Source organism: uncultured Maritalea sp., from assembly GCF_937139385.1.
Taxonomy (GTDB): domain Bacteria; phylum Pseudomonadota; class Alphaproteobacteria; order Rhizobiales; family Devosiaceae; genus Maritalea; species Maritalea porphyrae_A.
On sequence record NZ_CAKZPW010000285.1, the window covers coordinates 1 to 25,298 of the forward strand.

Sequence of the window (25,298 nt, forward strand, 5' to 3'; positions counted from 1 at the left end):
GACGCATCTCGCATCCCAGAAATCATCGCCCACGCCTACCACATCGCCATGAGTGGGCGCCCCGGCCCCGTGGTTTTGGCCCTGCCCGAAGACATGCTGCGCGACACAGTGGACGTTGACCCATGCACTTTCATCGAAGTGGCCGAACCTGCCCCAACAAAAAAAGCCGCCGACAAATTCGCGCAGCTTTTGGCCGATGCTAAAGACCCAATGGTGATCGTTGGCGGTTCGCGTTGGGACGAAACATCTGTCGCCCAGCTTCAAGCTTTCAGCGAAAAACACCACCTCCCCGTTGGCTGCTCGTTCCGCCGCCAACAGCTATTTGATCACACCCATCAAAACTATGCAGGCGACGTTGGCTTGGGCATCAACCCAAGCCTTAACGAGCGCATTGCAAAGTCCGATTGCGTGATATTACTGGGCGCGCGTTTTTCTGAAAATCCAAGCCAAAACTTCTCCCTTTTGGGCATGCCCAACCCGGGTAAAACCCTTATTCACGTCCATTCAGGCGCTGAAGAACTGGGACGCATTTACACCCCAACATTGGCCATCAACGCCACACCAGAAGCCTTTTTCGATGCTGTTGAAGATATTGCAGCCCGCAAAGATACAGGCGCTGCCAAAGCAGCCAACGCCGCCTATCACGCGTGGACGGACAATCTACCCACAACCCCGGGCGACGTGCAAATGGGCGAGATCATGTCTCACCTGCGCAGCACCCTTGCAGACGATGCGATCCTAACCAACGGTGCGGGCAATTACGCTATTTGGCTGCACCGCTTTTGGCGTTTTAAAAAATACGGCACCCAATTGGCCCCAACCTCTGGCTCCATGGGCTATGGCCTACCGGCCGCCATTGCGGGCAAACTGCGCCACCCAACAAAGGACGTGATTTGTTTTGCAGGCGACGGCTGTTTCCAAATGACCGGCAACGAATTTGGCGCCGCCATGCAATCGGGCGCAAACGTCATCACTTTGGTCATCGACAACGGCATTTATGGCACCATCCGCATGCACCAAGAAAAGCATTATCCGGCCCGTATCTCAGCCACCAATTTGGTCAACCCAGACTTTGCCGCCCTCGCCCGCGCCTACGGCGGACACGGCGAAACGGTTGAGCGCACCGAGCAATTTGCAGATGCCTTCGAGCGCGCCCGAACTTCGGGCAAGCCCTCCATCATCCACATCAAAATTGATCCCGAAGCGATCTCACCAACGACAACGATCACAAAACTGCGCGGGGCTTAGCTGAATCCGGCCCTTTTGCACTTGCACTCATCCTGAGCCTGTCGAAGGATCAAGCTTCGACAAGCTCAGAACCAAAAAAGCGCTATCGCTCAAACGCTATTCAACCAGATCACTCGCGCCTTCTATCTGTTGTGAGTTCGCCAAATCCGCTTCCCGACGCACCACTGCTTCAATTTCGCTGTCAAAAACCATTATTGAAGCAGCAACTGAAGCCCAAAGTACTGGCACGCCAACAATAACGGCCACTAATACCGTTAAAAAACTCGGCAAATGCGTAAGACCAGCGAGCGCCCATACGGCGGCTGTTGCCAAAACAACCAGCGGCATGACAATCAAAAAGATGGTGCAAAGGCTGCCGAAGATAATTTGAAAACTCAAGATATGTCGATTTGCTTTTGAAATTGTGGGGAGTGCAATAACTCCACCTAAACCCTTGCTCATAGGGAACGTCTCTAAAAACGCAGCTGCACAATTGCAGCGCAAAACAATATATCGTTGCGCTCGGTTCACTTTACCAGTGGGTCAGAATAAAATCTTTGACGGTCATCAAGGTCTCATTCTCTGGCTTTGGACCTGTCGAGAAAAGCAAACCAACGCCCTATTTGATCAAACTCACCACTGCCTGCAAGCCCACTCGATCCTGTCTCAGCCTGCGCTGCGCAAACGCCGCACAGTTGTCCGGGAATGCCCTAGAGGTGGGGAACACGCACCCTCTGGCTGCCCCCACTTGATGCGGGGTCTTGCAGTGCGGGCAACACGCGTCAAACTCCGAGCAACACCCAACCACCCCTCAACTAACCTCACCCTGAGCTTGTCGAGGGGCGAACCATCAATGAAGTGCACAGCAGCTCCATCCTTCGACAGGCTCAGGATGAAGGGCACAATGCATCGCCTCCTTCGTCACCCTCGGGCTCGACCCGAGGGTCCATGATGACTTTGTTGATAAGCGTTGCGCAACAATTTGGAACGGTGGAACCGAACAGGCGCGGGATATGGATGCTCGGGTCAAGCCCGAGTATGACGAGGTGGGTGGTATTTGAACCATCAGCCACCAAAAAAATCTTATCCCCGCCCATTTCCACTCGCCCTATAATGATCGCAGCTTTCTTGAAGACCCTGCGGACAGCGGACGCGTTGTTGGGGTCGTGTGGAGTTTGTTTGGTTGTTGGTGATGATCCTGCGGTGTGTTGAAAGTGAGTAGGTCCCGCATCAAGTGCGGGACGGTGCGAGACGGAAGGCGTAATTGTCCAACCCAACCGCACCACCCCGGACTTGATCCGGGGTCAACTGCAATCATCCCAACACGGGTGTAATGCACCAACAGGCGGGGGTGCCGGGGAAAGCCCTGAAAGGGCCGACGGCGGCGTGAAAGACCCGGGGGCCAGTCGAGCAGCCGAAAGGCTGCGACGGCGGCACGCAAAACCCTCATAAAGAAAGCCGGGTCAAATGAAGCACGGGTCGCCGTGGTTCGCTTGGTGTTCAATTGTCCAGCCTGACACCGAAGGCAGCTTGTAAGATGTTTGGTGGGTATTGTTTCTCACCTGTGCCGTAAGGCACTCATCAAATGATCGCACGAGATCAAAACAGTTTTGATGGAACGCTGAGCAAGGGGATAGAAGGGTTTAGCACCCCGGGGCCGTTGATCGCCATGCAGCATTTGGTTGGCGCGAGACATTGAATTGTCTCTACACATATTCTTCTAGCGCTTAACAGAGCCATTCACTGTCTCGCGCGTCGCATTATTGTCCCTTCGCATGGAAACATGGCGGAGATGTTGGTGTTTGGGGGCAGAGCCTTAGTGATAAAGCCATCCCCCCACCCTTAATCCCTCCCCACCAGGGGGGAGGGAAATGGTGCGTTGAAATGCTCACCACAAGTCACCACGGTCATCCCTGCGCAGGCAGGGATCCAGACTGGAGCAAATCAAGTGCGCTGTTGCATGTGGATATTCTCGCCTAGATCCCGCACTAAATGCGGGATGACAGCTGAGTGATTTGGCAAATGGATTGCACAATATTGGTGTAGGGCACCAACAGGCGGGGGTGCCGGGGAAGGCCCTGAAAGGGCCGACGGCGGCGTGAAAAAGGAGAAAGTGAAATCCGGAGGGGCTTAGCCCAATGGCAAGCTCGATGTATCCTTGAGCGTTTCCAACACGATTGATGTTTTTACGTTTTGCACTGACTCGTGTGGCAATAGCACATCGTTGACGAATTCGCGCAACCCGTTGAGGTCTTTGGCAACCACCTTGATAAAATAATCCATTTCACCGGTCAGCGCGTGGGCTTCTTGCACTTCGGGCAGGTTTGAAATGAGGGCGGCAAAGCGTTTTGAATTGTTGGGGTTGTGGGTTGCGAGGGTCACATTGATGATGGTGACGATACCCAGTCCGACCTTTTCGCGGTCTAGTTTGGCATAGTACCCGGCGATCAACCCTTCATCTTCCAAACGGGAGCGTCGACGCGAACATTGAGAGGCGGAAAGGTTTACTTGTTCTGAAAGTTCATTGTTGGTCAGTCTCGCATCATCTTGCAAAAGTGCGAGGATTGCACGGTCAAATCGATCAAGTGTGTCCATATTGTGCATGTTTTTTCTGTTTGATGCGTGTATTGTGCGTAATTTTGCTGAATATGTGAAATTTTGCAAGCCTCTTGCGCGGGTTTTGCGTCATAATTGGGTTCACAGATATTGATAGGGAGAGTTTGAAATGGGTCCATTTCCTCACGACGCACCGGTTGCAACAATCACTGAAAGCAACCCAGCGGGTACAGACGGTTTTGAATTTGTAGAATTTGCCAGCCATGAGCCCGAAAAGCTTGAAGAGCTTTTTACCAAAATGGGGTACACAAAAGTTGCGACGCATAAATCAAAGAATATTTCTTTGTGGCGGCAAGGGGATGTGAATTACATCTTGAACGGCGAAAAAGACAGCTTTGGCGGCCGCTTCGTTGAAATGCATGGTCCATGTGCGCCTTCAATGGCGTGGCGCGTTGTCGACGCAAAACATGCATTTGAGCATGCGATTAAAAATGGCGCAGAGCCTTATACGGGCGACGACAAATGCATTGATGCACCAGCAATTTTGGGCATTGGCGGGTCGTTGCTTTATTTTATCGATACCTATGGGGAAAAGGGGTCAGCCTATGATGCGGATTATGATTGGCTCGCAGAAGCCAACCCGCGTCCTGAAGGGGTTGGTTTCTATTATCTGGATCACCTGACACACAATGTGTTTCGGGGGAATATGGACAAATGGTGGGATTTCTACCGCAATTTGTTCAATTTCGAGCAGATCCACTTTTTTGATATCGACGGAAAATATACGGGTCTTGTTAGCCGCGCGATCACATCGCCTTGTGGCAAAATCCGTATTCCACTGAATGAGTCAAAAGATGATACGAGCCAAATCGAAGAGTATTTGAAAAAATACAAAGGCGAAGGCATTCAGCATATCGCGGTTGGTTGTGACCATATTTATGACAGCACAGACAAGTTGGCTGAGAACGAACTTAAGTTCATGCCGGGTCCACCAAAAACCTATTATGAAATGTCTCATGACCGGGTAAATGGCCACGATGAGCCGCTTGATCGGATGATGAAGCACGGCATTTTGATTGATGGTGAAGGTGTGCTGAATGGCGGTATGACGAAGATTTTGTTGCAGATCTTCTCAAAAACCGTGATCGGACCGATTTTCTTCGAGTTCATCCAACGCAAAGGTGATGAAGGGTTTGGCGAGGGCAACTTCCGCGCTTTGTTTGAATCGATTGAGCGCGAGCAAGTTGAACGCGGCATTGTAGGTACGGACGCGGCCGAATAGAATTAGCGGGCAATTTGCCTCCCAATTTGAACGCTAAGAAGGCACCTTTGGTTAGCCCCAAGGGTGCCTTTTTTAATCGCCAACCGGTTGCGGTCCAGTATCGCCATGTAAAGCGGTCAGGCTTGCGCGGATCCGGCGTAGATTCTCTTTGGATTGCTCGGGGCGTTGCCGGGCCACGGTAGCAGCAATGATATCGATTGTAGCCAAAAAGACGAGCCGAGAAGCGGTGGGCTTATAGATATCGGGGTCCTCGGGCAGGCTTAAGCCAATGGTCAGGTCGCAAGCATTGGCCAGGGGGGAACCTTGTTTGGTCAAGGCAATGGTCTTCGCCCCATATTGGCGGGCGACATTGGCGCTATCAATGTTTGAGCGCGGCAAACCGGTGGCAGAAATGAACACCATGGCGTCTCGTTCGCTCAGAGTTGCGGCGTGCATGCGCTGCAAATAGGCGTCGGAAACAGCGATGGCGGGAAAGCCTAGACGGAAAAAACGGTTCGCGGCGTCAAAAGCCACCGTTGTTGACCCGCCGCCAACACCACAAAAAATCAGCTTTTCAGCATTGTTGATATAGGCTGCGGCCTGCTTGATGGGCTCTTCTTGCAGCTGAGAGCGGGCGATGTTGGCAGTGACATAAAGGGTTTGAAACACTTGGTCCACAAGGTTCTTGGGCGGTTCGTCCTTAGCGTCTGGCGTATCCAAATATTGCAGCGACACCGCAACATTTTGGGCCAGTCGAATTTTGAAATCCCTAAACCCGGTACACCCCAACGTGCGACAAAACCGAATGACCGTGGGTTCAGACACATCGCATGCGCTTGCTAGGGCGGCCAAAGACATGTCCGAGACGGTTTCAAGGTTCTTAAGGATGAAGCTTGCAACCTGCTGTTCACGCGCATTGTAGCTGCCATCATTTTGGCGGATCTGTGAAATGATGTCTAAAGCGGTCGACATGTTGTTCCCCCAAAATGGCACCTAAAACAAGGTTCTAGCTTCGATTTTTATCGATTTGCGTCGGCCAATTGCCACGAAGTAATTTTCCAGCTTCATAAGTGCACGATTCGCGATCTCGTGCATAAAATTTCGAATTTCTTTTGCCAAGCTACATAAAATTCGCTTTACAAGCAATAATTCATTGAATATTTGTAGTTTTACTACATTTAGATTTGTTTGGGGAGAACGAATTTGTCAGAATTGGCGGGGGTGCTAAGCGCAAGGTTGAATTGGGTCGTTGAGCGCATTGTTGCGCTGTTAATGCTCTTGCTTGTGCTTGATGTTTGGATTGGCGTTATTGATCGCTACATTTTCCATTGGCAACTGCCTTGGCCTGAAGCGTTGGCAAGGTACTTGATGATTTGGGCCGCTATGTTGGCGATCTCGGCGGGCATCGCACGGCGCGAGCATATTGGCCTTCAAGGCTTGATTTCAAAGTTCCCAGAAAGTTTGCGCCGAGTGGTGGTGTTGAGTCTGGACTTGGTTACCTTTGCTTTGTTTTTCTATGTGTTTTGGTATGGCATCGGCTTTGCCCAAACTGGCGGCAACCGGCAGGCGATGATCTTTGGCATGACCTTGCTGTTTCCCTTCGCGGCGATCCCAGTTGCTGGTGCGATATGCGCCATTCAAACATTGCTGGTGGCGTTGCGTGATCGTGGTGAATTAATCACCCCTTCAGTTACGGGTATGGCAGAATGATTGTCGCCCTTGCATTTGTCGCCTTTGTTGTTCTTGGGTTGCCCATCGGTTTCGCATTAGGTGTTGCTGGTGTCATTGGTCTGTTTCAAATCGGGGGTGAAAACTTTTTTGCGCTCGGTCCAGGCAAAATGTTCAATGGGCTAAATATCTTCCCGTTCTTGGCCATGCCATTTTTCATTTTGGCTGGCGAAATCATGAACCATACGGGCATCACCAATCGGTTGGTGTCGCTTGCACAGGTGCTTGTGGGTCATTTCCGTGGTGGTTTGGCGCACACAAATATGCTGGCCTCCGTTTTCTTTGCGGGACTAACGGGCGCTGCAACGGCAGACGCAGCGGCGTTCGGTAAAACCTTGGTGCCCGCGATGGTTAAAGAAGGTTATGACCGCGACTATGCCTGCGCGGTAACGGCCGCTGGCTCAATCATTGGCCCCACCATTCCTCCATCTGGATTGATGGTTGTCTATGGCTCTTTGATGGGGGTTTCCATCGGCGGTTTGTTTGCGGCCGGTATTTTACCGGGTCTGATCATTTGCGCGGTTTGCATGGGCGTTATTGCCATTGGCGCACGCGCAAATAATTTGCCGCAAGCCGAAGAGCGGGCGCGCCTGCCCCAAATTTGGGCGACGTTCAAACACTCGATTTTGGCTTTGATTATGCCCGTCATAATCTTGGGCGGCATTTTGGGTGGAATTGTTACGCCAACAGAAGCGGCGGCGATTGCTGTTGGTTATGCCTTGTTCATTGGGGTGTTTGTTTACCGAAAGATTGGGGTGAATGATCTCATTCAAATGCTTATTCGCACTGCGCGGGTTACAGGCGTGATCTTTGTGATTATCGCCTTTGCTTCAATCGTTGGTTGGTGGTTAAGCTTTAATCAAATCCCACAAATGGTCGCGACGCAGATCCTTTCGGTTTCTGACAACCGCTATGTCATCATTGCCCTGATCATTGGTCTGTTGCTGGCGATTGGCATGGTGATGGATATCACCGCAATTCTGATCATTTTGGCACCTGTGCTTGTACCGCTGACCGCCTCGATTGGATTAGAGCCGATCCATGCGGGGATCATCTTTGTGTTGGCGCTTAATATCTCATTGATGACGCCGCCGGTGGGTGCGTGTTTGTTCGTTTTGTCTTCGGTCACCGGAGAACCCTTAGAACGGATCGCTGCTAAACTGTGGCCGTTCCTTTTGGCGGAAATCTTGGTGCTTTTCGTTTTTGCTTTCTTTGAAGATTTGGCGCTGTTCGTGCCCCGATTATTGGGGTTCGCATAAGGCTGTTTATCGGCGTTGGGGTCACGCCATCTGATTTGTTTGACCCACATAGTCCAACCAGGGAGAAGAGTTATGGGACTTAAAAAACTAGGAATGGGCCTGTCGCTTAGTGCAGCCATTATCATGTCGGCAACGGGCGCATTTGCGGATACGAAAGTGCTCAAATTTGCGCACGATAACAAAACTGATCCGTTTGAAAATCCGGCCCATGCTTGTACCGCAGTATTTGCAAACATTGTTGAGGCGGACACAAATGGCTCGGTTAAGGTTGAAGTTTTCCCTTCAAACCAATTGGGTTCGGCCGCTGAGCATGTGCAGTTTTTGCAAGACAATGTGATCCAAGCAACATTGACTTCAACGGGTGCGCTTTCATCCTATTACCCACGCATTGACGTGTTGAACCTGGCGTTCGCATTTGATCACAACGCGGCAACTTATGATGTTTTCGATGGACCATTTGGTTCGGCTTTAGCAGCAGACATTGAAGCAACAATTCCAAACACCAAAGTTTTGGGCTTCCCAGACACTGGTGGGTTCTTCGCCGTTACCAACTCAAAGCGTCCAATTAAAACGCTAGCGGATTTCGAGGGTGTTCGGGTGCGCACAATGACTTTGCCTTCGCACCAAAAAATTATTCAAGCGCTGGGTGGCGAAGCCTATCCATTGTCATGGGGTGAAGTTTATTCAGGTCTGCAAACGGGCGTGATTGATGGGCAAATGAACCCTGTTCCAATTATCGCCTTTGCGAACTTTGCTGAAGTTCAGCAATATATGACCCTAACGAACCACTTGTTTTCGCCCTATACATTCATGATTTCAGATTCTTTCTGGAATAGCCTGACCCCAAGTGAGCAGCGCGTGGTGAACTATGCCGCTAAGTCTTGTGTAACGGCAAGCCGTGGCATTAGCCGGATCATTGAAGCATCAGACCGTGGTCTTGCTGGGTTGATGGACAAAATTGAAGTGACAGCTCTAACCGCTGAGGATCGACAAGCCTTTAAAGATGCAGCACAACCAGCTGTTGTGGCGCATGTTGAAGAAGCGCTTGGTGCCGAAGGTGTAGCTTTGCTGGATCAATTCCGCGCGGCTGTGGAAACTGCCAACGGTGCAACTTATCTGAAGAACTAACTTGAACCATCCCTTTGATGATGAACTTGGCGGGCTCTTGAGCCCGCCATTTTTTGTTTTGGTTGACCGTGATCAAGGTTCTTAAACCACGCCTAATCTAAGCAGTGTTTAGATGGAGGTCTGCATGGGACATTTTTCACGATGGCTTCGGAGTTGTATTTGGCTGTGGGTGCCGCCACTAGTGGCCAGTTTTGCGTTTTGGCCAAACCTTGGGGCGGCCTATCAACCCAAAGAATTCTGGCGCGATATTCCGCCGTTGCTAGGGTTGGTTGAGAATGTAAGTCGCTTTGTTGTTATCGCCCTGTCGGTGGTTATGTTGCTCGAATGGCGGGGGTCCACTCAACGTGTTGGTCTATTTGTTTATGCAATTGGCCTGTCGCTCTATATTTGTTGCCAATGGGCAATTGTGGCGGACCCCACGGGCGCCTGGGCAACCAGCGCGATTGGATTTTTAGCCCCTGCTTACACGCCAATCATCTGGGTTATTGGCATAGGACTGATTGGGTCGCGGCCTGTTTATGATCGTATTCCATGGCGCAACTCTGTGTTTTTTGGTCTCGCGGGTGTGTTTTTGGCGGCGCACAACGCCCATGCTTGGTTGGTTTTTTCACGTCTCGGATAATTTATTTATATTTCTTGGGAATAAAAGCTGTCCCAGCTTGTTGTTTATGTATTGAAGCAATTTATGGGAGATCAACATGTCAATTTTTTCAAAAATATCAGGTGCTGCCGTCGTGGCATTTGTTGCCGGTGGCGTCGCTTTCGCTGCCGGTCATATTCCGGTGCAGCAATTCGACACTGAATTGGGCAAGGTGCTTACGGACAAGAACAATATGACGCTTTATACGTTTGATAAGGACGAAGCGGGCGTTTCGAACTGCTATGATACTTGTGCTGAAAAATGGCCGCCGCTCTTTGCCGAAATGGATGTGCATGAGGGCGACTATTCTGTCGTTGAGCGCAAAGACGGCACGAAAATCTGGGCATTTAAGGGGCAGCCGCTCTATTTGTGGGTTGGTGATAGTGAACCAGGCGATGTTTCTGGAGATGGCGTGGGTGGTGTTTGGCATGTGGTCAAACCCTAACTCAATTTTCCTGAAGAGGCGCTGATTGACGTTTGCGCCTAATTGAACGCAAGATGCCCCGCCGACAAATGGCGGGGCATTTAAGGAGACTATTGAGTTTGAGTTTTCGGGTGGAAGAGCAGTTTGCAGACCATATTCCTGCGCTTAAACGCTTTGCGCGGACCTTGACGGCTGCGCCTGAACATGCCGACGACTTGGTACAAGATTGCTTGGAACGCGCGATCAGAAAGAAGTCACTCTTTCGTCAGCCATCGAACCCAAGGGCGTGGCTGTTTAAAATCATGCACAATTTGCATCGCAATCAGATTGTTCAAAAACGTCCAATTGCAAATAGCGATGAATTAGAACGAATTGTAGAGCCACCACAACAACTTGCCGTAGCAGAATTGAAGGATGTTCGCACAGCGATGCAGCTCTTGTCCAAAGAACACCAAGAGATATTGATGCTGGTGGCTGTTGAGGGGCTCAGTTACAAAGAAGCAGCGCAAGTTTTGAACGTACAAAAGGGCACGGTGATGTCGCGCTTAGCGCGGGCGCGCGACCATTTGCGCGCATTAATGAATGGGGAACATCAGTTCAAGGGTGAAAAAAGATGAAGATTTCTGATGATCTTTTGGTCGCCTATGTTGATGGCGAATTGTCGGCTAGCGAAACTCAAAAAGTTGAGGCATATCTTGCGCAAAATCCGTCTGAGGCGGCGCGTGTTGCTGATTGGCGTGACAACGATGATGCGTTGAAACAGGCTTTTGCGCTTGGGGATGATGAAGAACAAGTTGGACGTGATGGTTCAAATAGGCAGACCAGCAATGACAATGATCGTTGGCAGCAACTCACCCGCTATGCGGTGGCCGCTTGTTTGTTGCTCGCGATTGGGTTCGGCGGCGGACTGAGCTTGTCTCAACTGCCGTTTGGCGCGGTAAAATACCAGTCGCAGGTAGCGGCCTGGGCCAATGAGGCGCACGAGATATTTGCGATCGACGCCAATCGGCCCGGCGAATTTGACCAAGGAAATCTGGATGTCGCAACCGGTTGGCTGAAAAAACGAGTTGGTGTTGATGTTGTCATTCCAGACTTGAAAGCGAATGCGCTGCAATTCGTGGGGGCTCGACTGGTGGGGCAAGGGGGCGCACCGGCTGCGCTGATGACTTATGAAACAGCGGATGCCGGGCGTATTTCGATCTATGTACAAGCTCACAAACAAAAGCTTGGCGAAACTGGATATTGGTTCATCCACGGTGAGGATGTGACGACTTGCGTATGGTTAAATGAACAAATCGCTTTTTCCGTTACCGGCGACCTTAGCGAGGATCAACTCAAGGACATTGCCTTAAAAGTTCGTGATGGTCTTGGCCTTGGGTATCGGGCGAGGGATGTTTAAACCGTCTGCCATTGGTTGTCATTAAACTGTAACCTAATCCCATTAGAGCGCCTTAACACTAGAGTTTGAGGGCGTGAAATGACGGATCGACCAATTGGGATATTGTTTTTGTGCACGGGCAATTCAGCCCGTTCGATCATTGCTGAAAAACTGATGGCGGATCTGGGTGGAGACGAATTTGCGGTTTTTTCTGCTGGTTCACAGCCAACAGGCGCACCCAATGCTTTCGCGCTTGAAGTGTTGCGCAAGAATGGCAACAGTGTTGAGGGCGTGCGGTCAAAAAGCTGGAACGAGTTTTTGGATGCTGACGCAACACCTATTGATATTGTGATTACGGTTTGTGATAGCGCGGCAAGTGAGGCTTGCCCGATATGGCCGGGCCATCCGATGCAAGCACATTGGGGAGTTGAAGATCCGGCTGCTGTTGATGGCGACGATGAGGACAAGCGGGTGGCGTTTGCCAAAACCTACGCCCAAATGAAGTCGCGTATTATGGGGCTGTTGGCACTTGATTATCACGTGCGGGACGCCTCTTTTCAGCGCGCATTGTCCCAAATTGGGCAAATGGAAAATGCCAATGTTTAGTCGAGGGCAGGTTTTGGTTTCGGAGTTCTTGGGAACAGCCTTTCTGCTGGCGACGGTTGTGGGCTCGGGCATAATGGCCGAACGCATTTCAGGCGGAAATGTTGGAATTGCTTTGCTGGGCAACACAATCCCAACCGGGGCCGTTTTGGTAGTGTTGATCACAATGTTTGGCCCAATATCTGGGGCGCATTTTAATCCCGCTGTGACCCTTGCCATGATCCTAAATGGGAACATGAAAAGGGTCGACGGTCTGCCTTATGTGGCAGCCCAACTTGTTGGTGGCATATTTGGTGTTTTGTGCGCTCATTTGATGTTCGCAGAACAAGTCCTGCAAATCTCTCACAAGGCACGCTTTGGTGCGGGGCAATGGTTCTCAGAATTTGTTGCGACCTTTGGGTTGGTCCTCACGATTTTTTTGGTGGTGAAGTTCAAGCGCGACGCCATTGCAATGGCCGTAGGATTATACATTACAGCGGCATATTGGTTCACCGCCAGCACTTCATTTGCAAATCCAGCGGTTACCGTGGCCCGTGCACTTTCGAATAGTTTTGCGGGAATTGCCCCGTTATCTGTGCTGCCTTTCATCCTCGCACAATTGATTGGTGCGGCCGCGGCCTGGGCCGTCTTTAGGTTTTTTGAGGCGGAAAGGTGAGGTCTACAGACCGAAGATGGCTAGGTTATATCTTTAAATAACAATAAGTTGACGTAGCGGACCGCACGCGGTTGTTGCACAACTGTCATAATTGCGTGGTCTACTTGAGCTCGGATATTTTGAGTTCTCGGGGTTTTATGAGCCGCTTTGGTTTTGTTGCGTCTTTAGTGTTTTTATTGGCTGCATTTACTTCGCTTGTGTTTGCATCTGCATTTATGGCGCCAGGGATCGTCCAGCAGTTGTCGGGTTTGGATGCGCGATTGTTGGCCCGTGATTGGCTGGTTTCGATGCAAAGTCAGTTTGAATTGCCCGGCGAGCCGATCCCCTTTAAAGCCAGTGTTGGGGACAACCTTGCAGCATTTTTATTGCAACAACGTGGCGAGGGCTCCAGTGAGGTGGATCTATTTCGCCCGATCGAATTTCAGTCGCTCGAGCATTTTGGCAATATTACTGGCTATGCGGTTTTTACTAAATTTGGTGAATTGTTTATTGCTGGCGGTCGTCCGCAACTGCGCTCCTTGGACAATCAACAATTTGCAAGCGTTGTCAAAAAGGCGATGAGCCAAAACATCACGGTGGTATTTCCATTGGAGCACCGCGTCAAATTGGGCAAACCCTCTCAGGTTGTTGTTATCCCTTTGACCCGTTTCAATGGGCCACGTGGCGTGGTGAGCATTGAAGTGGAACGCCACAATATTGAAGGGGTTATGGAACGTGGTGTGCAGTTTACCAGTTTTCTGACAGCCGGGATTTTGGCTTTTCTGGCGCTGGTGGTGATGGTGACCCTCTTCTATTGGGGGCGGCAGCGTCGAAAGGCAGAACGCGAAGCGATACGATTGGCGTTTTTTGACCCTTTAACAGGGTTGCCTAACCGCCGAAAATTCCACATGGATTTGCCCCGAATTGTCGACGAGCTGCGCGGACAAAATGGTGATAAAGAATTTGGGCTTTTGAGCATTGATGTGGATAAGTTCAAAGCGATAAACGATTTATATGGGCATAGCGCGGGGGACGCGGTTCTCAATGCAATTGGCCGCCGATTAGTGGAAAATTTGGGTGCGCAAGATAGTGTCTTTAGGCTGTCTGGTGATGAGTTCGTGGTCATTCTTTCCCAAGATTTTGAGTTTTGCCAATTGTCGGACATTTGCGGTCAACTGGTCGAAGCAATGGAGCACCCGATAGAGGTGGAGCAAAGTCATATTTTGGCCAGTGTGTCCATTGGTGCTGTTGCATTTCCAATGCATGGAGATGATGAACAGCTTTTGCTAAAGCGCAGCGACTTGGCCCTATATGACGCTAAAGACAATGGGCGTTCGGGATTTACCGTTTTCAGCACAGCGCTAGAACAAGAAATGAGGCACAAAGCACGTCTTGAGAGGGACCTGCGGCAGGCGCTAGAACTTGACCAATTGCATTTGCACTATCAGCCTCAAGTGGATGCATGTTCTGGTGAATTGCTTGGGTTTGAAGCCCTCGCGCGTTGGACCCACCCTGAGCTTGGGGCCATTAACCCTGAGGAATTTGTTGGTATTGCTGAGCAAAGCGGTCTGATTCATAAATTGGGTCAGTGGGCCCTAAGCACTGCGTGCGAAGAAGCGGCAAAATGGGAGGGAGGCTTGACAATTGCCGTTAATCTTTCACCACTGCAGCTGCGTGATGCGCAGATCGTGCTTTGTGTTCAACGCGTTCTACATCAAAGTGGATTGGCGCCCGAGCGCTTGGAGCTGGAAATTACCGAGGGCGTTTTCGTTTACGATACAAGCCAAGTGCGGCACACATTAGATGAATTGCGTTCGCTGGGCGTGGGGATCGCCATGGATGATTTTGGGACTGGTTACTCATCGCTAAGTTATCTGACACGTATTCCTTTGACAAAGCTAAAGATTGACCGGGCCTTCGTTTCCAACTTTCATTTGGGCAAGGCGGACGACGCGGTGGTGCATTGTGTTGTCGGCCTATCAAAATCGCTAAGGTTGCAAGTTGTTGCAGAAGGGGTGGAAACCCAAAGTCAGGTGCAGGCTCTGCAATTGGCGGGCTGCGATATATTGCAGGGTTATTATTTTGGACGACCAACTGGAGCCCCACACGATGTTATTGAAGCATTTGCTGATCGTACATTGAAGCGCGCCGGCTGATCAGTTACGCGCCAAGCAATCCATTTGCGATGGCGTAGCGCGTCAGCCCTGCGGTGGTGGAAATGCCGAGTTTTTTCTTGATGTTTTTGCGGTGGGTTTCCACGGTGCGAATTGAAATGTCGAGTTTTGAAGCAACGTCTTTGTTGCTGTTTCCTTCTGCGACTAAAAGCAAAACCGCCTGTTCGCGCGTGGTCAAAAGGGAGCTGGCATTTGGGTCTGTTTGTGCGCCCATTAGGGCTTCAGAAACGCCGGTTGAAAAGAAGGTGCCGCCCGCAGCTACTGTTTCAATAGCAGTAACGATCTCAGATGTTGAAACGTCTTTGAGGACGTAACCGGATGCACCATACATGGTGGAAGTTGAGATATACTCGCGACTGTCATGCATCGAAAGCATCAACAGCCTTGTGTTGGGTAATTGGTCTTTGAACAATTCAATAGCATCGATGCCATTCATGTCAGGCATATTGATGTCCATTAGCACCACATCGGGGCAGGTCTTTTTGGACTGGGCAAGTCCTTCTTTTGCGGAGGACTGTGCACCAACCACTTTGATGTGATTATAGGTTTCCAAGACCGAGCGAATGCCTTCTAGCACGAGCGGATGATCATCAATGAGCAAGACTTTGATTTGCGAATTCATGCGCTTTGAAACTCCGCTTTTATGTTGGCGTTCGTCAAGTAAATGGATCGTGGCAAACGCGCAACCAACCTTGTGCCTTTAGGGGTGGAAATCACTTCCAAACTGCCACCAAAGTGTTCCATACGCTCTTGCATATTGCGCAAACCCAATCCGCCCGATGGACCTATGGTCTTGTCTTTGGGGTTTTGCTTGGTCACAAAGCCGCGCCCATTATCGATGATCACCATTTCAAGTCCGGTTTTTGTGCTTTTCAGGCGCAATTTGACATTTTCAGCCGCGGAGTGTTTTTCAATGTTACTCAATGCTTCTTGGGCGATCCTATAGATGGCGGTTTTGGCGTCTGAGGGAAGGACGTTCTTAAAGGCCACACTTTCAAAATCGACATCAATGTTTGTGCGCTCTTCAAAGTTGTTGATCAGAGATTCTAATGCGGCGCTAAGACCTAAGTCGTCCAGCTGTCCAGGGCGAAGATCGTGCGAAATTCGGCGCACCTCTTTAATGGCGGTGTTGAGCGCGCCCGCACCCCGTTCAATGGTGGCAAGGGCTGTATCTTTTCCTTCGCGCACCTGTCGTTCTGCCAAATCAAGCACATAACGCACGCCAACCATATTTTGGCTGATGCCATCGTGAAGTTCTCTGGCAATACGCGAGCGTTCTTCTTCTTGTGTATCCACAATACGTTGGGTGAGTTCTTTTAGTTTGCTATCCGCCAGTCGGCGCTCGCGCAAATTCATGATGACACCCGTGCCAAATACAGCAAAAACGGCCGGCACGGTGATGAGGGCGACGAGCAAAAATGTCTGATTGATGGTGTTGGATAAGCTTTGATTGGCGGCCTCTGTTTGGGCCAAGATGTCGTCGATATAGGCCCCGGTGCCGATCATCCATTGCCATTTGTCTAGTCCAACCGCGTAGCCGATTTTGTCTGATACTTCGCTTGATGATGGTTTTTCCCAAACATAGCGATGAAATCCACCGCCGTTCTTAGCGTAATCAAGCAATGCAGCAACGTCTGGGTGGTCGGCCCAGTTTTTGCCTACGCGGAACGGTTGACGCGGATGAACGACGTTGGTGCCATCATAGTGATAGACGTAAAAATATCCATCTTCTCCAAAGCTTAGTCGATTTAGAACGCGCTTCACTTGTTCTTTGGCAAACTCATCATCAGGTGTCGCATTTTCATAGACAGGCTTAATGGCGGTGAGGGCGAGTTCAATGTAATTCTTGAGTTCAGATTCCTTGGCATAGAGCATTGACTGTTCAAATGCTTGAATGCCGTCTTTTGATAGCTGACTTGATTGCCATGTTACAAGCGAAGTGATGGCCAAGATGGCCAGCAGCAGTGGGATCGTTGTTAGCGCTAGAATCTGTTGTCGAAAGGTCATGATTTTGCCGTTTCAAATGCGTTCCTGCGGATGGTTTTAGCATTTTTTGCCAAGTTCATCTCCGTATTTGTGGGTAAATGCTTAAAAGGGTGCGCCAATTCTACCCATTAACCGCAATTGGGTGCGATTGGCTCTTGAAAGTTGGGAAAAAAATAGATGGACTGTGGCGCAAGGTGCAGGCAAGGGAGCATGGGCCTTATTTCTAGTTGCGTGTGCGCATTTGCGAACCGCAATTGATTTTATCTCTTTGGGAGGAATTAATGAAAAGACGTGAGTTTTTCAAAAAAGCTGGTGTGACAGTTGCGGGCGCTGCAGGCGCGGCAACTTTGGCGTCACCGGCTCTATCGCAAGGCCGCACACAGTGGATTGGCGTTTCTGCATTCGGTAAAGCTGGCCTATTGGGCGCAGCGTACGAAGATTTTGCCAAGCAAGTGGGCATTCTGACTGAAGGTAGCCTTGAAATTAAGCTTTACCACTCTGGTGAACTTGTTGGCGGTCTTGAAGCGCTTGATGCGGTTCAGTCTGGTACTGCACAAATGGGGTATGGCGCTCCATATTATTGGGCTGGTAAATCAGATGCGATTTCGTTTGTTGCGACCATGCCTTACGGCTTGAACGCACAAGAGCAAAATGCTTGGTTCTACTACGGCGGCGGCATCGAGCTTGCTGACGAAACGAGCTATAATCCTTTGGGCCTTAAGTTCTTGCCACTTGGCAACTCAGGCAACCAAATGGGTGGCTGGTACGCAAAAGACATCAACACAGTTGCTGACTTGGAAGGCCTTAAGTTCCGCATGCCTGGTCTTGGCGGCGAAGTGTTGAAAACTTTCGGCGTGAACGTTGTTCTATTGCCTGGTTCTGATGTGTTGCCTGCGCTGACATCTGGCGCGATTGACGGCACAGAGTGGATCGGCCCTGCGGCTGACCTTGGTGCTGGCTTCTTTAAAGTTGTGAAGAACTATTACTATCCTGGTTGGCACGAGCCTGCCACAGTTCTTGATGCCTTCTTTGACAAAGGTGCATGGGATTCATTGACTGACCAACAGCGTGCCGCTGTTGAACAGGCTGCAATGGCCACAAACTTGGGCGTGTTGTCACGCTTCCAAGCTGTGAACAACGCATCATTGGCAAAACTTGTGAACGAGCATGACGTTCAGTTGAAGCCTTACTCTGACGAACTGTTGCAAGCAATTGGTGAGCGTACACCTGACGTGCTTTCAGCATTGGCAGCTAAATCTCCAGAAGCAACGAAACTTTACAACAATCTTGTTGAGTTCCGTTCAGGTATGGTGAACTGGTCAGGCATTTCTGAAGGCAAATTCATGAATGCACGTACATCAGCACCATTTAAAACCATCTAGGTTTTATCTGGGTTTGTTCTTTATTGGCGGGGTCAATTGGCCCCGCCTTTATTATACCCTATAGTGAGAAAAATTCCTTTGGGGGGAGTGAAATGTCTGGGCTTATAAATGGCATCAGGCTAGTGGCAGGCCTTATTGACCGGATCAATGAGTTTGTTGGCCAAATCTTGGCTTGGCTGGCGCTGCTGCTGGTTCTCAATGTCTTCATGGTAGTAGTTTTGCGATATCTGTTTTCATCCGGCGACGTGTGGATGCAGGAAACCTATATCTGGATGCATGCATTTGTATTCATGTTGGGGGCGGGTTTTACGCTTTTGCATGATGGGCATGTGCGCATCGATTTGATCTATTCGGGGGCTTCGGATCGCTATAAAGCGTTTGTGAATTTCTTCGGTTCGATTTTTCTGGCGGCGCCAGTATTGTGGTTGATCTATGCAAGGGGAATGGACTTTTTCTACCGTTCGTTCTCGCGTCTTGAGACATCGCCTGAAGCGGGTGGATTGCCTGCACTTTATATATTGAAGGGCGTCATTCCTGCATTGGCCATCTTTTTGGGCCTGCAGGTGTTTTCTATGGCAATTAGATCGCTTGATACAATCATAACCGGCGAGCGCGTTCGCCTGGTAGAAGATGAAGATGAGCCGCTGACATGACCCCAGAAATCCTAGCTTTTGTAATGTTTGGGGTAACCATTTTTGTGTTGCTCCTTGGTTTTCCAGTGGCGTTGTCGCTTGCTGGTGTGGCCATTATCTTCGCCTTCCTGGGCGATCAAATGGATCTCTTCCATTTCGCATTTTTGAATCTCTCGCCAACTCGAATTTTCTCATTGATGAAGAATGAGCCGCTGGTTGCTGTGCCCTTGTTCGTTTATATGGGCGTGATTTTGCAGCGTTCAGATATTGCGGGCAGGTTGCTTGAATCCATGGGCCAATTGTTTGGCACAATTCGTGGTGGTCTTGGCTATTCAGTAATTATTGTTGGCGCGTTGCTTGCGGCTTCAACCGGCATTGTTGGAGCCACTGTTGTTACCATGGGCTTGATGAGCCTGCCGGTAATGCTCAAAGCTGGATATAATCCCAAAGTTGCTGGCGGTATTATTTGTGCTTCTGGAACGCTTGGCCAAATCATACCACCGTCGATTGTGTTGGTTTTGTTGGCCAATATTTTGCAAGGCGTGAATGAAGAGGCCGCCGCGCTAACAGGCAATTTGGCTCCTGAGCCGGTCACTGCAATTGATCTGTTTGCGGGTGCTTTGTTCCCCGGATTATTGCTGGTGGGCTTGTACTTGCTCTGGATCTTCATTCTCACCATTGTTCGGCCAAATGATGTGCCTTCAATGAAGGATGAGAGCGTCAATGCGCCGAGCGTTGGTCAATTGGTTGGTGCCGTTGCGCCTCCGCTCATTCTGATTGTTTTGGTTCTGGGCTCAATTTTGGCCGGTATTGCGACACCTACTGAGTCTGCCGCTGTTGGTGCCGTTGGCGCGGCAATTCTGGCGTGGCGTGCGAAACGACTTGATTTCACTTTGTTCAAAGAAGTTGGTATCGAGACCGTCAAAGTGTCCTCAATGGTTTTCTTGATCATCATTGGCGCTGGCCTGTTTTCGACGGTGTTTAAGGGCTTTGGCGGCGATGATGTGATTGCTGAGTTCTTGCGTCACTTACCGGGTGGTGCGTTTTCTGCACTGTTGCTTGTGATGTTGCTGATGTTCTTCCTTGGCTTCTTCCTTGATTTCATTGAGATCATTTATGTGGTGGTGCCAATCGTTGGGCCAATTTTGATCGCTTTAGGCTATGATCCCTTGTGGCTTGGCGTCATGATTGCGATCAACTTGCAAACCAGCTTCTTAACGCCGCCATTTGGCTTTGCCCTTTTCTATTTAAGGGGGGTTGCGCCAGCGGAGTTTAAGACGAGTGATCTTTACGCCGGGGTCTTGCCGTTCATCCTCATTCAGGTGATTGCACTTGCAATCCTGTGGATATTCCCAAGTGTTGTGACATGGTTACCCCAAACACTTTTCTCTGGCTAATAAGCAAGTGAAAATCTGAAATATTGAGCCGTCTCGAGCAATTCGAGGCGGCTTTTTTGTTCACACGCTTGTGATGAAAGGTTAGCGGCGGGGCGACCTTGCATGATGTACTAAGGCTTAGAGAAATGAACGAGGGCTTTGTGTGATAGATATTTTGTTCGCCTATTTGGCTGGGCTATTGACGTTGATCAATCCGTGCGTTCTTCCCTTGTTGCCGATCGTGCTAGCGGGCTCGGTTTCTAAGAATAAGTTTGGGCCGGTGGCAATGGCGTTCGGCCTTGCTGTCTCGTTTACTGTGGTTGGGTTTTTGGTCTACTCAGTGGCGCAGAATATTGGACTCGACCAAGATGCTATCTCAAAATTTGGCGCAGGGATTATGATCGCGTTTGGCGTGATTTTAATTGTGCCCCAATTCGAACGACAGTTTGCAAGAGTGAGCTCTGGTTTAGCTACAGGTGGCAATAAATCAATCAATGAGATCGATGATAGTCGTTTGGCCGGACAGGTCTTAACCGGCGTTTTGCTGGGGGTGGCGTGGTCACCTTGTATTGGCCCCACATTGGGTGGTGCCATTGGGTTGGCCTCTCAGGGTGAAAGCTATTTCTATGCTCTTTTGATTATGGCTGTGTTTTCGCTTGGCAGCGCAACGATTGTTCTGGCGCTGAGCTATGGTTCACGAGAGTTGATTGGGCAAAGATCAGAATTATTATCAAAGCTTTCGCAGCACGCCAAACCGATCATGGGGTTTGCTTTGTTGGTTGTGGGCCTTGCGATTTGGTTTCATTTGGATCGGGTTGTGGACAATTGGGCGCTGGATAATATGCCGGACTGGTTGCTGGCCTTGTCTGTACGGTTTTGAACACATGAAGGAGGTCGCCATGCGACAACTTATAATTAAAGCTGCTTTGTTTGCGGTGCTGATGGTGAGCAGCTTAACCGGGGCCTATGCGCAAACACAACACTCGCCATATAGTCCCAACGTTTTGGCAACAGCTGAAAAAAGCGGCAAACCCTACTTGCTGGATTTTTACGCTAGCTGGTGTTCGACCTGTCGCGCTCAAGACAAGGTTTTGGGCGAGTTGCAGGCTGAGGACGCTAAGTATTTAGCTATTGAGATCATTCGCGTGGATTGGGATGACCCGGCGTCCAAAACCATCATTAAGGCCAACAAAATTCCTCGCCGCTCAACTCTTGTGATCTTTTCGGGTCGCAAAGAATTAGGTCGTGTGGTCGCACAAACGAGCAAAGCCAAAATAAGGGATTTGCTTGAATTGGGCCTCTAGTTGTTTGACAGATGAAGCGTCGCATGAATAATCAAACGCTTAGGGAGAGTTTCATGCGGCGTTGGTCAATCTTTTTGGTTTTGTTGGTTGTTTTTGCGTTGGCAGGAATTGCCTATTTCTTTTCGCCAATCGGTGGGCCTAAACGAGATTTATCCTTGGCCGGCGATGTGACGCGTGGCCAATATGTGATCCGGTTGGGGGGCTGTGTTGCCTGTCACACAGACCTTGCCGCCGGAGGTGCCTATTTGGCGGGTGGGTTGCCGCTTAAGACGCCATTTGGTGACTTTGTTCCGCCCAATATAACCTCAGACAAACAAGCGGGCATTGGTGCTTGGACATTGGCTGAGTTCTCTGGTGCTATGAGCAAGGGCGTAGGTCCTGGTGGCAAGCACCTCTATCCCTCATTTCCTTTTGATAGCTACACCAAAATGTCTGACCAGGACATTGTTGATTTATATGCTGCCCTGATGGCGACGGATCCCATTGGCGTGAGAGCTGCAGATCATCAAATTGGTTTCCCGTTCAACATTCGTTTAGCGATGCAGGGTTGGAAGAGACTCTTCTTTACGCCAGTGCGGTTTGCGCCTGATGCTACGCGCTCTGAACGGTGGAACCGGGGTGCATATCTTGCCAATGGCCCTGCCCATTGTGGTGCCTGCCATACGCCGCGTAACGCATTTGGTGCAGCGCAAACCGATCAAAGATTTGCGGGCACACCTACTGGCACAAAGCCGTTCTTTCCCGCGATTGACCCAGAAACGCTTAGAGCCCGTGGATATGATGAAGCAGGTCTAATTGATGCGTTGACGGGCGGGTTTGATCCAGATTTTGACACGTTGGGCGGCGCCATGGGGGAGGTAATCAACGACAGCTTGCTCCATTGGTCGCCGCAGGATTTGGCGGCACTTAGTGCGTATTTGTTGGACACAGACTAAAACGGTTTTGGTGCTAGGGGTTGAGTTTACCGCTCATTGTCTGCATTAGTTTTCAAAAGTTAGATTTGATAGGCGGAATGATAAATGGAAAGTTTTCTTTCAATTGAGAACTGGATTACCCTTTTAATGCTATTTGGGTTGTTGGCCGTTCTGGGCTTTGACAACCTCTTGTATATCTCGCTTGAATCTCAGCGGGTGGAAAAGGACAAGCAACAGTATGTGCGCCGCATGGGTATTGGCCTGGCGGTTATATTCCGTCTGGTCCTTTTGTTCGCGCTTATTCAGCTTATTGAGTTTTTCCAGGACCCATTCCTCAAACTACAGTGGACCGGTTTTATTGAAACTGAGATGAACGTGCATGCCTTTATCGTTCTCGTGGGGGGTGGATTTATCATCTACACAGCGATCCAAGAGATTTTCCACATGATCTCGGTGCATGATATTCACGACCAGAATGAAGACAAGCGTAAACGCTCCGTCGGTGTCACCATATTTTGGTTGGTGGCAATGAACCTAGTATTCTCGTTTGATAGTGTGTTGTCCTCAATTGCCCTAACCGACGAGTTCTGGGTGATGGCTGTGGCCATCGTCTTGTCGGGCATCATGATGATTGTGTTGAGCGACTATGTTTCGGACTTCTTGCAGCGCAACCGGATGTATCAAGTGCTTGGATTGTTCATCCTCTTGTTGGTCGGCATTTTGTTGCTCAGCGAAGGCGGGCATTTGGCGCACCTAAAACTGTTCGGTCATGAAATTCTGCCGATGGCAAAATCAACCTTCTACTTCGTTCTCTTCGTGATGGTTGCGGTAGATGTTGTGCAAAGCCGCTACCAGAAGAAATTGATGCTGGAGCGCGAGCAGCGCGAAAAACTCATCCGCAAAGTCATGAAAGACAATGAAGGCGCGGCTGACAACCACGCCTAGAATTGCAGATCGAGCTTAAGCCGATGCGCGAATTTTTAGCGCGTCGGTTAGGGTCATTGTGGTGTGATCCTTAAACGCGGGATCTTTTTCTGGGAAGTCGGTGCGGAAATGTCCGCCCCGGCTTTCTGTGCGTTTAAGGGCTGCTGCTGCCACCAATGTGGCAGAAGTGGTCATATTGAGATATGATCTTGTAACGTCTTTTGCGGTCTCTTCCAGCACCTGAATTTTACGCAATGCGAGGCGCAGGCCTTCTTCGTTACGTTCCACGCCCACAAGATTGGTCATGATGTGCCGAAGTTCCTGCACAGCTTCAAGGTTGCGCAAAACACGCTCTGCTTCTTCGCCTTCAGCTTCGTTCCACTCTATCCCTAGATAGGGGGGCAGGCTTTTGTTGACCGGCTCAAGCCCAGAAATATCCTCTGCGATCCGCGCGCCAAAAACCACGGCCTCGAGCAAAGAATTCGACGCGAGGCGGTTTGCCCCGTGCAGGCCGGTGCAAGAGGCTTCACCGCAGACCCAGAGCCCGGCCAGCGATGATCTTCCGCGATCATCAACTTTTACGCCCCCCATGTGGAAATGGGCAGCGGGGGTCACGGGGATCATATCGGCGACAGGGTCAATACCTGCCTCTTTGCAATAATTGGCGACAGTTGGGAACGCGGTTAGAATGCGTTCGCCCAACACTTTTCGGGTGTCCAGAAAGACTTTGCGTCCTGCTTGGATTTGGCGGAAATTGGCACGGGCTACCACGTCCCGTGGGGCAAGTTCAGCGTCCTCATGCACATCAAGCATAAAGCGCTCGCCTAGGTCGTTGATTAATGTCGCGCCTTCGCCGCGCAAAGCTTCAGTGGCGAGAGGAGCTGGGTCTTGACCCACATCCATGGCAGTTGGGTGAAATTGCACGAACTCGCTGTCAGCAATCAAGGCGCCGGCACGTGCGGCCATGCCCATGGCGTGACCACGCACGCCAGGTGGGTTTGTTGTCACCGCATACAAGCCACCAAGGCCGCCAGCGGCCAAAACTGTAGCGCGGGCCCGGATCAGCACCGGTTCGGCGTATCGATCGCCCAATTTACGGGCATAAACGCCGATCACGCGCCCGTCGGCACGTGCTAGATCCACCGCTGTAATGCCCTCAACAATGCGAATGGACGGGGTATTGCGCACTTCCTCAATCAGCGCGGCCATGATCTCGCGACCAGCCCTGTCGCCCGATACGCGCACCACCCGGTTTACAGAGTGTGCGGCTTCTTTAGAAAGAACAAAACTGCCATCTTCCGCACGATCAAATGGGGTGCCCCATTTAGCCAAATCGGCAATGCGTTCCGCGGCTTCTGCCGCTACGGATTGGGCGACCTCAAAATCAACTATGCCCGCGCCTGCAATGTCGGTGTCGCGGGCGTGGGCTTCGGCGCTATCGCCTTTGCCAACGGCTGCAGCAACGCCCCCTTGGGCCCAAGTGGAGGAGGCGCCCGTACCCAAAGGCTTGGGGGATAAAACGGTAACGGGGCGAGGCGCCAGTTTGAGCGCGCAGAACAACCCTGCAAGTCCGGCGCCAACGATCAGCGCACCTTCAGCATTTAACACATTGTCATAAATGGTCATTGGCAGTTCTCATGAATTGAAATGGGAAAAGTCGCAAGCCGAATGCTTGGATGCTTGATTGCAGATTCGTTTTGTTGGCGGGTACGTTACATAGAAGCCCGATTGAAGGGAAGGGCGCGTGCGGTCGCATATGCTTGTGCAT

General features: G+C 50.5%; 26 protein-coding genes. 19 read left to right on the plus strand and 7 right to left on the minus strand.

Annotated elements, in window-relative coordinates; translation table 11 throughout:
* The coding region (locus tag Q0231_RS11680) for a thiamine pyrophosphate-dependent enzyme (RefSeq protein ID WP_299347791.1) at window positions 1-1,248 on the plus strand (1,248 nt) is incomplete at its 5' end.
* Window positions 1,249-1,344: 96 nt separating this feature from the next.
* On the opposite strand, the gene Q0231_RS11685 is transcribed toward Q0231_RS11680, so the two are convergent.
* The 3 genes from Q0231_RS11685 to Q0231_RS11695 all read right to left on the minus strand — a co-directional run bounded on the left by Q0231_RS11685 (window position 1,345) and on the right by Q0231_RS11695 (window position 3,822).
* Complete coding sequence (locus Q0231_RS11685; protein WP_269394397.1) at window positions 1,345-1,689, minus strand: hypothetical protein; 345 nt, start codon at window positions 1,687-1,689, stop codon at window positions 1,345-1,347.
* A gap of 425 nt (window positions 1,690-2,114) precedes the next feature.
* Window positions 2,115-2,324, minus strand: coding sequence for a hypothetical protein (locus tag Q0231_RS11690; RefSeq protein WP_299347792.1), 210 nt, complete (start codon window positions 2,322-2,324; stop codon window positions 2,115-2,117).
* 1,033 nt (window positions 2,325-3,357) lie between these two features.
* The gene (locus Q0231_RS11695; protein WP_269394988.1) at window positions 3,358-3,822 is read right to left on the minus strand and encodes an Lrp/AsnC family transcriptional regulator; all 465 of its coding nucleotides are present in this window, start codon (window positions 3,820-3,822) and stop codon (window positions 3,358-3,360) included.
* A 130-nt stretch (window positions 3,823-3,952) separates the two neighbouring features.
* On the opposite strand from Q0231_RS11695, the gene hppD reads away from it, so the two are divergent.
* Complete coding sequence (gene hppD / locus Q0231_RS11700; RefSeq protein ID WP_269394979.1) at window positions 3,953-5,065, plus strand: 4-hydroxyphenylpyruvate dioxygenase; 1,113 nt, start codon at window positions 3,953-3,955, stop codon at window positions 5,063-5,065.
* 72 nt (window positions 5,066-5,137) lie between these two features.
* Here hppD and Q0231_RS11705 read toward each other — a convergent pair whose 3' ends face one another.
* The gene (locus Q0231_RS11705) at window positions 5,138-6,016 is read right to left on the minus strand and encodes a MurR/RpiR family transcriptional regulator (protein WP_269394978.1); all 879 of its coding nucleotides are present in this window, start codon (window positions 6,014-6,016) and stop codon (window positions 5,138-5,140) included.
* 231 nt (window positions 6,017-6,247) lie between these two features.
* Here Q0231_RS11705 and Q0231_RS11710 point away from each other — a divergent pair, with 231 nt between their 5' ends.
* The 10 genes from Q0231_RS11710 (at window position 6,248) to Q0231_RS11755 (ending at window position 14,994) form a co-directional block, all read left to right on the plus strand.
* Complete coding sequence (locus Q0231_RS11710) at window positions 6,248-6,754, plus strand: TRAP transporter small permease (protein ID WP_269394977.1); 507 nt, start codon at window positions 6,248-6,250, stop codon at window positions 6,752-6,754.
* Entirely contained in the window at window positions 6,751-8,031 is a 1,281-nt protein-coding gene (locus Q0231_RS11715) for a TRAP transporter large permease (RefSeq protein WP_299347793.1), read from the plus strand. Before Q0231_RS11710 ends, Q0231_RS11715 begins: the two co-directional genes overlap by 4 nt.
* Window positions 8,032-8,103: 72 nt before the next feature.
* Window positions 8,104-9,159 carry a DctP family TRAP transporter solute-binding subunit gene (locus Q0231_RS11720; protein WP_269394975.1) on the plus strand — a complete coding sequence of 352 codons (1,056 nt, stop codon included), beginning with the start codon at window positions 8,104-8,106 and terminating at the stop codon, window positions 9,157-9,159.
* A 124-nt stretch (window positions 9,160-9,283) separates the two neighbouring features.
* The gene (locus Q0231_RS11725) at window positions 9,284-9,781 is read left to right on the plus strand and encodes a hypothetical protein (protein ID WP_299347794.1); all 498 of its coding nucleotides are present in this window, start codon (window positions 9,284-9,286) and stop codon (window positions 9,779-9,781) included.
* A 76-nt stretch (window positions 9,782-9,857) separates the two neighbouring features.
* Window positions 9,858-10,244: a hypothetical protein gene (locus Q0231_RS11730; RefSeq protein WP_299347795.1), complete on the plus strand. Its 387-nt coding sequence runs from the start codon at window positions 9,858-9,860 to the stop codon at window positions 10,242-10,244.
* Window positions 10,245-10,342: 98 nt separating this feature from the next.
* Window positions 10,343-10,840, plus strand: a complete 498-nt coding sequence (locus tag Q0231_RS11735; protein WP_299347796.1) for an RNA polymerase sigma factor — start codon at window positions 10,343-10,345, stop codon at window positions 10,838-10,840.
* Entirely contained in the window at window positions 10,837-11,622 is a 786-nt protein-coding gene (locus Q0231_RS11740; RefSeq protein WP_299347797.1) for an anti-sigma factor, read from the plus strand. The genes Q0231_RS11735 and Q0231_RS11740 overlap by 4 nt, the downstream gene beginning before the upstream one ends.
* A 78-nt stretch (window positions 11,623-11,700) precedes the next feature.
* Entirely contained in the window at window positions 11,701-12,207 is a 507-nt protein-coding gene (locus tag Q0231_RS11745; RefSeq protein WP_299347798.1) for an arsenate reductase ArsC, read from the plus strand.
* Window positions 12,194-12,859, plus strand: a complete 666-nt coding sequence (locus Q0231_RS11750) for an MIP/aquaporin family protein (protein ID WP_299347799.1) — start codon at window positions 12,194-12,196, stop codon at window positions 12,857-12,859. The genes Q0231_RS11745 and Q0231_RS11750 overlap by 14 nt, the downstream gene beginning before the upstream one ends.
* 137 nt (window positions 12,860-12,996) lie before the next feature.
* Complete coding sequence (locus Q0231_RS11755; RefSeq protein ID WP_299347800.1) at window positions 12,997-14,994, plus strand: EAL domain-containing protein; 1,998 nt, start codon at window positions 12,997-12,999, stop codon at window positions 14,992-14,994.
* 4 nt (window positions 14,995-14,998) lie between these two features.
* Here the strand turns inward: Q0231_RS11755 and Q0231_RS11760 are convergent, their stop codons facing one another.
* Window positions 14,999-15,634 carry a response regulator transcription factor gene (locus Q0231_RS11760; protein ID WP_299347801.1) on the minus strand — a complete coding sequence of 212 codons (636 nt, stop codon included), beginning with the start codon at window positions 15,632-15,634 and terminating at the stop codon, window positions 14,999-15,001.
* On the minus strand, window positions 15,631-17,019 hold the full coding sequence (locus Q0231_RS11765) for a cache domain-containing protein (protein ID WP_269394966.1): 1,389 nt from the start codon (window positions 17,017-17,019) through the stop codon (window positions 15,631-15,633). The genes Q0231_RS11760 and Q0231_RS11765 overlap by 4 nt, the downstream gene beginning before the upstream one ends.
* Before the next feature lie 260 nt (window positions 17,020-17,279).
* Between Q0231_RS11765 and Q0231_RS11770 the strand changes: the two genes are divergently transcribed.
* The 7 genes from Q0231_RS11770 (at window position 17,280) to Q0231_RS11800 (ending at window position 23,551) form a co-directional block, all read left to right on the plus strand.
* Window positions 17,280-18,380 carry a TRAP transporter substrate-binding protein gene (locus tag Q0231_RS11770; protein WP_269394965.1) on the plus strand — a complete coding sequence of 367 codons (1,101 nt, stop codon included), beginning with the start codon at window positions 17,280-17,282 and terminating at the stop codon, window positions 18,378-18,380.
* Between the two features lie 92 nt (window positions 18,381-18,472).
* Complete coding sequence (locus Q0231_RS11775; RefSeq protein ID WP_269394964.1) at window positions 18,473-19,033, plus strand: TRAP transporter small permease subunit; 561 nt, start codon at window positions 18,473-18,475, stop codon at window positions 19,031-19,033.
* Window positions 19,030-20,409 (plus strand): TRAP transporter large permease subunit, encoded by a 1,380-nt coding sequence (locus tag Q0231_RS11780; RefSeq protein WP_269394963.1) that lies wholly within the window; start codon window positions 19,030-19,032, stop codon window positions 20,407-20,409. Before Q0231_RS11775 ends, Q0231_RS11780 begins: the two co-directional genes overlap by 4 nt.
* A gap of 142 nt (window positions 20,410-20,551) precedes the next feature.
* Window positions 20,552-21,268 (plus strand): cytochrome c biogenesis CcdA family protein, encoded by a 717-nt coding sequence (locus Q0231_RS11785; protein ID WP_269394962.1) that lies wholly within the window; start codon window positions 20,552-20,554, stop codon window positions 21,266-21,268.
* A 19-nt stretch (window positions 21,269-21,287) separates the two neighbouring features.
* Complete coding sequence (locus Q0231_RS11790; RefSeq protein ID WP_299347802.1) at window positions 21,288-21,692, plus strand: thioredoxin family protein; 405 nt, start codon at window positions 21,288-21,290, stop codon at window positions 21,690-21,692.
* 53 nt (window positions 21,693-21,745) lie between these two features.
* Window positions 21,746-22,627, plus strand: coding sequence for a cytochrome c (locus tag Q0231_RS11795; protein WP_299347803.1), 882 nt, complete (start codon window positions 21,746-21,748; stop codon window positions 22,625-22,627).
* Between the two features lie 84 nt (window positions 22,628-22,711).
* Entirely contained in the window at window positions 22,712-23,551 is an 840-nt protein-coding gene (locus Q0231_RS11800) for a TerC family protein (protein WP_269394959.1), read from the plus strand.
* 15 nt (window positions 23,552-23,566) lie between these two features.
* Here Q0231_RS11800 and Q0231_RS11805 read toward each other — a convergent pair whose 3' ends face one another.
* Window positions 23,567-25,156 (minus strand): L-aspartate oxidase, encoded by a 1,590-nt coding sequence (locus Q0231_RS11805; RefSeq protein ID WP_299347804.1) that lies wholly within the window; start codon window positions 25,154-25,156, stop codon window positions 23,567-23,569.
* Window positions 25,157-25,298: the final 142 nt, after the last annotated feature.

Excerpts from the sequence above, each read along its gene's own strand:
- Q0231_RS11720 (WP_269394975.1), top strand. The coding sequence starts at position 8,104 with ATGGGACTTAAAAAACTAGGAATGGGCCTGTCGCTTAGTGCAGCCATT.
- Q0231_RS11725 (WP_299347794.1), top strand. The coding sequence starts at position 9,284 with ATGGGACATTTTTCACGATGGCTTCGGAGTTGTATTTGGCTGTGGGTG.
- Q0231_RS11715 (WP_299347793.1), top strand. The coding sequence starts at position 6,751 with ATGATTGTCGCCCTTGCATTTGTCGCCTTTGTTGTTCTTGGGTTGCCC.
- Q0231_RS11760 (WP_299347801.1), bottom strand. The coding sequence starts at position 15,634 with ATGAATTCGCAAATCAAAGTCTTGCTCATTGATGATCATCCGCTCGTG.
- Q0231_RS11745 (WP_299347798.1), top strand. The coding sequence starts at position 11,701 with ATGACGGATCGACCAATTGGGATATTGTTTTTGTGCACGGGCAATTCA.
- Q0231_RS11730 (WP_299347795.1), top strand. The coding sequence starts at position 9,858 with ATGTCAATTTTTTCAAAAATATCAGGTGCTGCCGTCGTGGCATTTGTT.
- Q0231_RS11780 (WP_269394963.1), top strand. The coding sequence starts at position 19,030 with ATGACCCCAGAAATCCTAGCTTTTGTAATGTTTGGGGTAACCATTTTT.
- Q0231_RS11770 (WP_269394965.1), top strand. The coding sequence starts at position 17,280 with ATGAAAAGACGTGAGTTTTTCAAAAAAGCTGGTGTGACAGTTGCGGGC.
- Q0231_RS11755 (WP_299347800.1), top strand. The coding sequence starts at position 12,997 with ATGAGCCGCTTTGGTTTTGTTGCGTCTTTAGTGTTTTTATTGGCTGCA.
- Q0231_RS11690 (WP_299347792.1), bottom strand. The coding sequence starts at position 2,324 with ATGGGCGGGGATAAGATTTTTTTGGTGGCTGATGGTTCAAATACCACC.
- Q0231_RS11805 (WP_299347804.1), bottom strand. The coding sequence starts at position 25,156 with ATGACCATTTATGACAATGTGTTAAATGCTGAAGGTGCGCTGATCGTT.
- Q0231_RS11800 (WP_269394959.1), top strand. The coding sequence starts at position 22,712 with ATGGAAAGTTTTCTTTCAATTGAGAACTGGATTACCCTTTTAATGCTA.
- Q0231_RS11790 (WP_299347802.1), top strand. The coding sequence starts at position 21,288 with ATGCGACAACTTATAATTAAAGCTGCTTTGTTTGCGGTGCTGATGGTG.
- Q0231_RS11775 (WP_269394964.1), top strand. The coding sequence starts at position 18,473 with ATGTCTGGGCTTATAAATGGCATCAGGCTAGTGGCAGGCCTTATTGAC.
- Q0231_RS11740 (WP_299347797.1), top strand. The coding sequence starts at position 10,837 with ATGAAGATTTCTGATGATCTTTTGGTCGCCTATGTTGATGGCGAATTG.
- Q0231_RS11705 (WP_269394978.1), bottom strand. The coding sequence starts at position 6,016 with ATGTCGACCGCTTTAGACATCATTTCACAGATCCGCCAAAATGATGGC.
- Q0231_RS11695 (WP_269394988.1), bottom strand. The coding sequence starts at position 3,822 with ATGGACACACTTGATCGATTTGACCGTGCAATCCTCGCACTTTTGCAA.
- hppD (WP_269394979.1), top strand. The coding sequence starts at position 3,953 with ATGGGTCCATTTCCTCACGACGCACCGGTTGCAACAATCACTGAAAGC.
- Q0231_RS11765 (WP_269394966.1), bottom strand. The coding sequence starts at position 17,019 with ATGACCTTTCGACAACAGATTCTAGCGCTAACAACGATCCCACTGCTG.
- Q0231_RS11685 (WP_269394397.1), bottom strand. The coding sequence starts at position 1,689 with ATGAGCAAGGGTTTAGGTGGAGTTATTGCACTCCCCACAATTTCAAAA.
- Q0231_RS11795 (WP_299347803.1), top strand. The coding sequence starts at position 21,746 with ATGCGGCGTTGGTCAATCTTTTTGGTTTTGTTGGTTGTTTTTGCGTTG.
- Q0231_RS11750 (WP_299347799.1), top strand. The coding sequence starts at position 12,194 with ATGCCAATGTTTAGTCGAGGGCAGGTTTTGGTTTCGGAGTTCTTGGGA.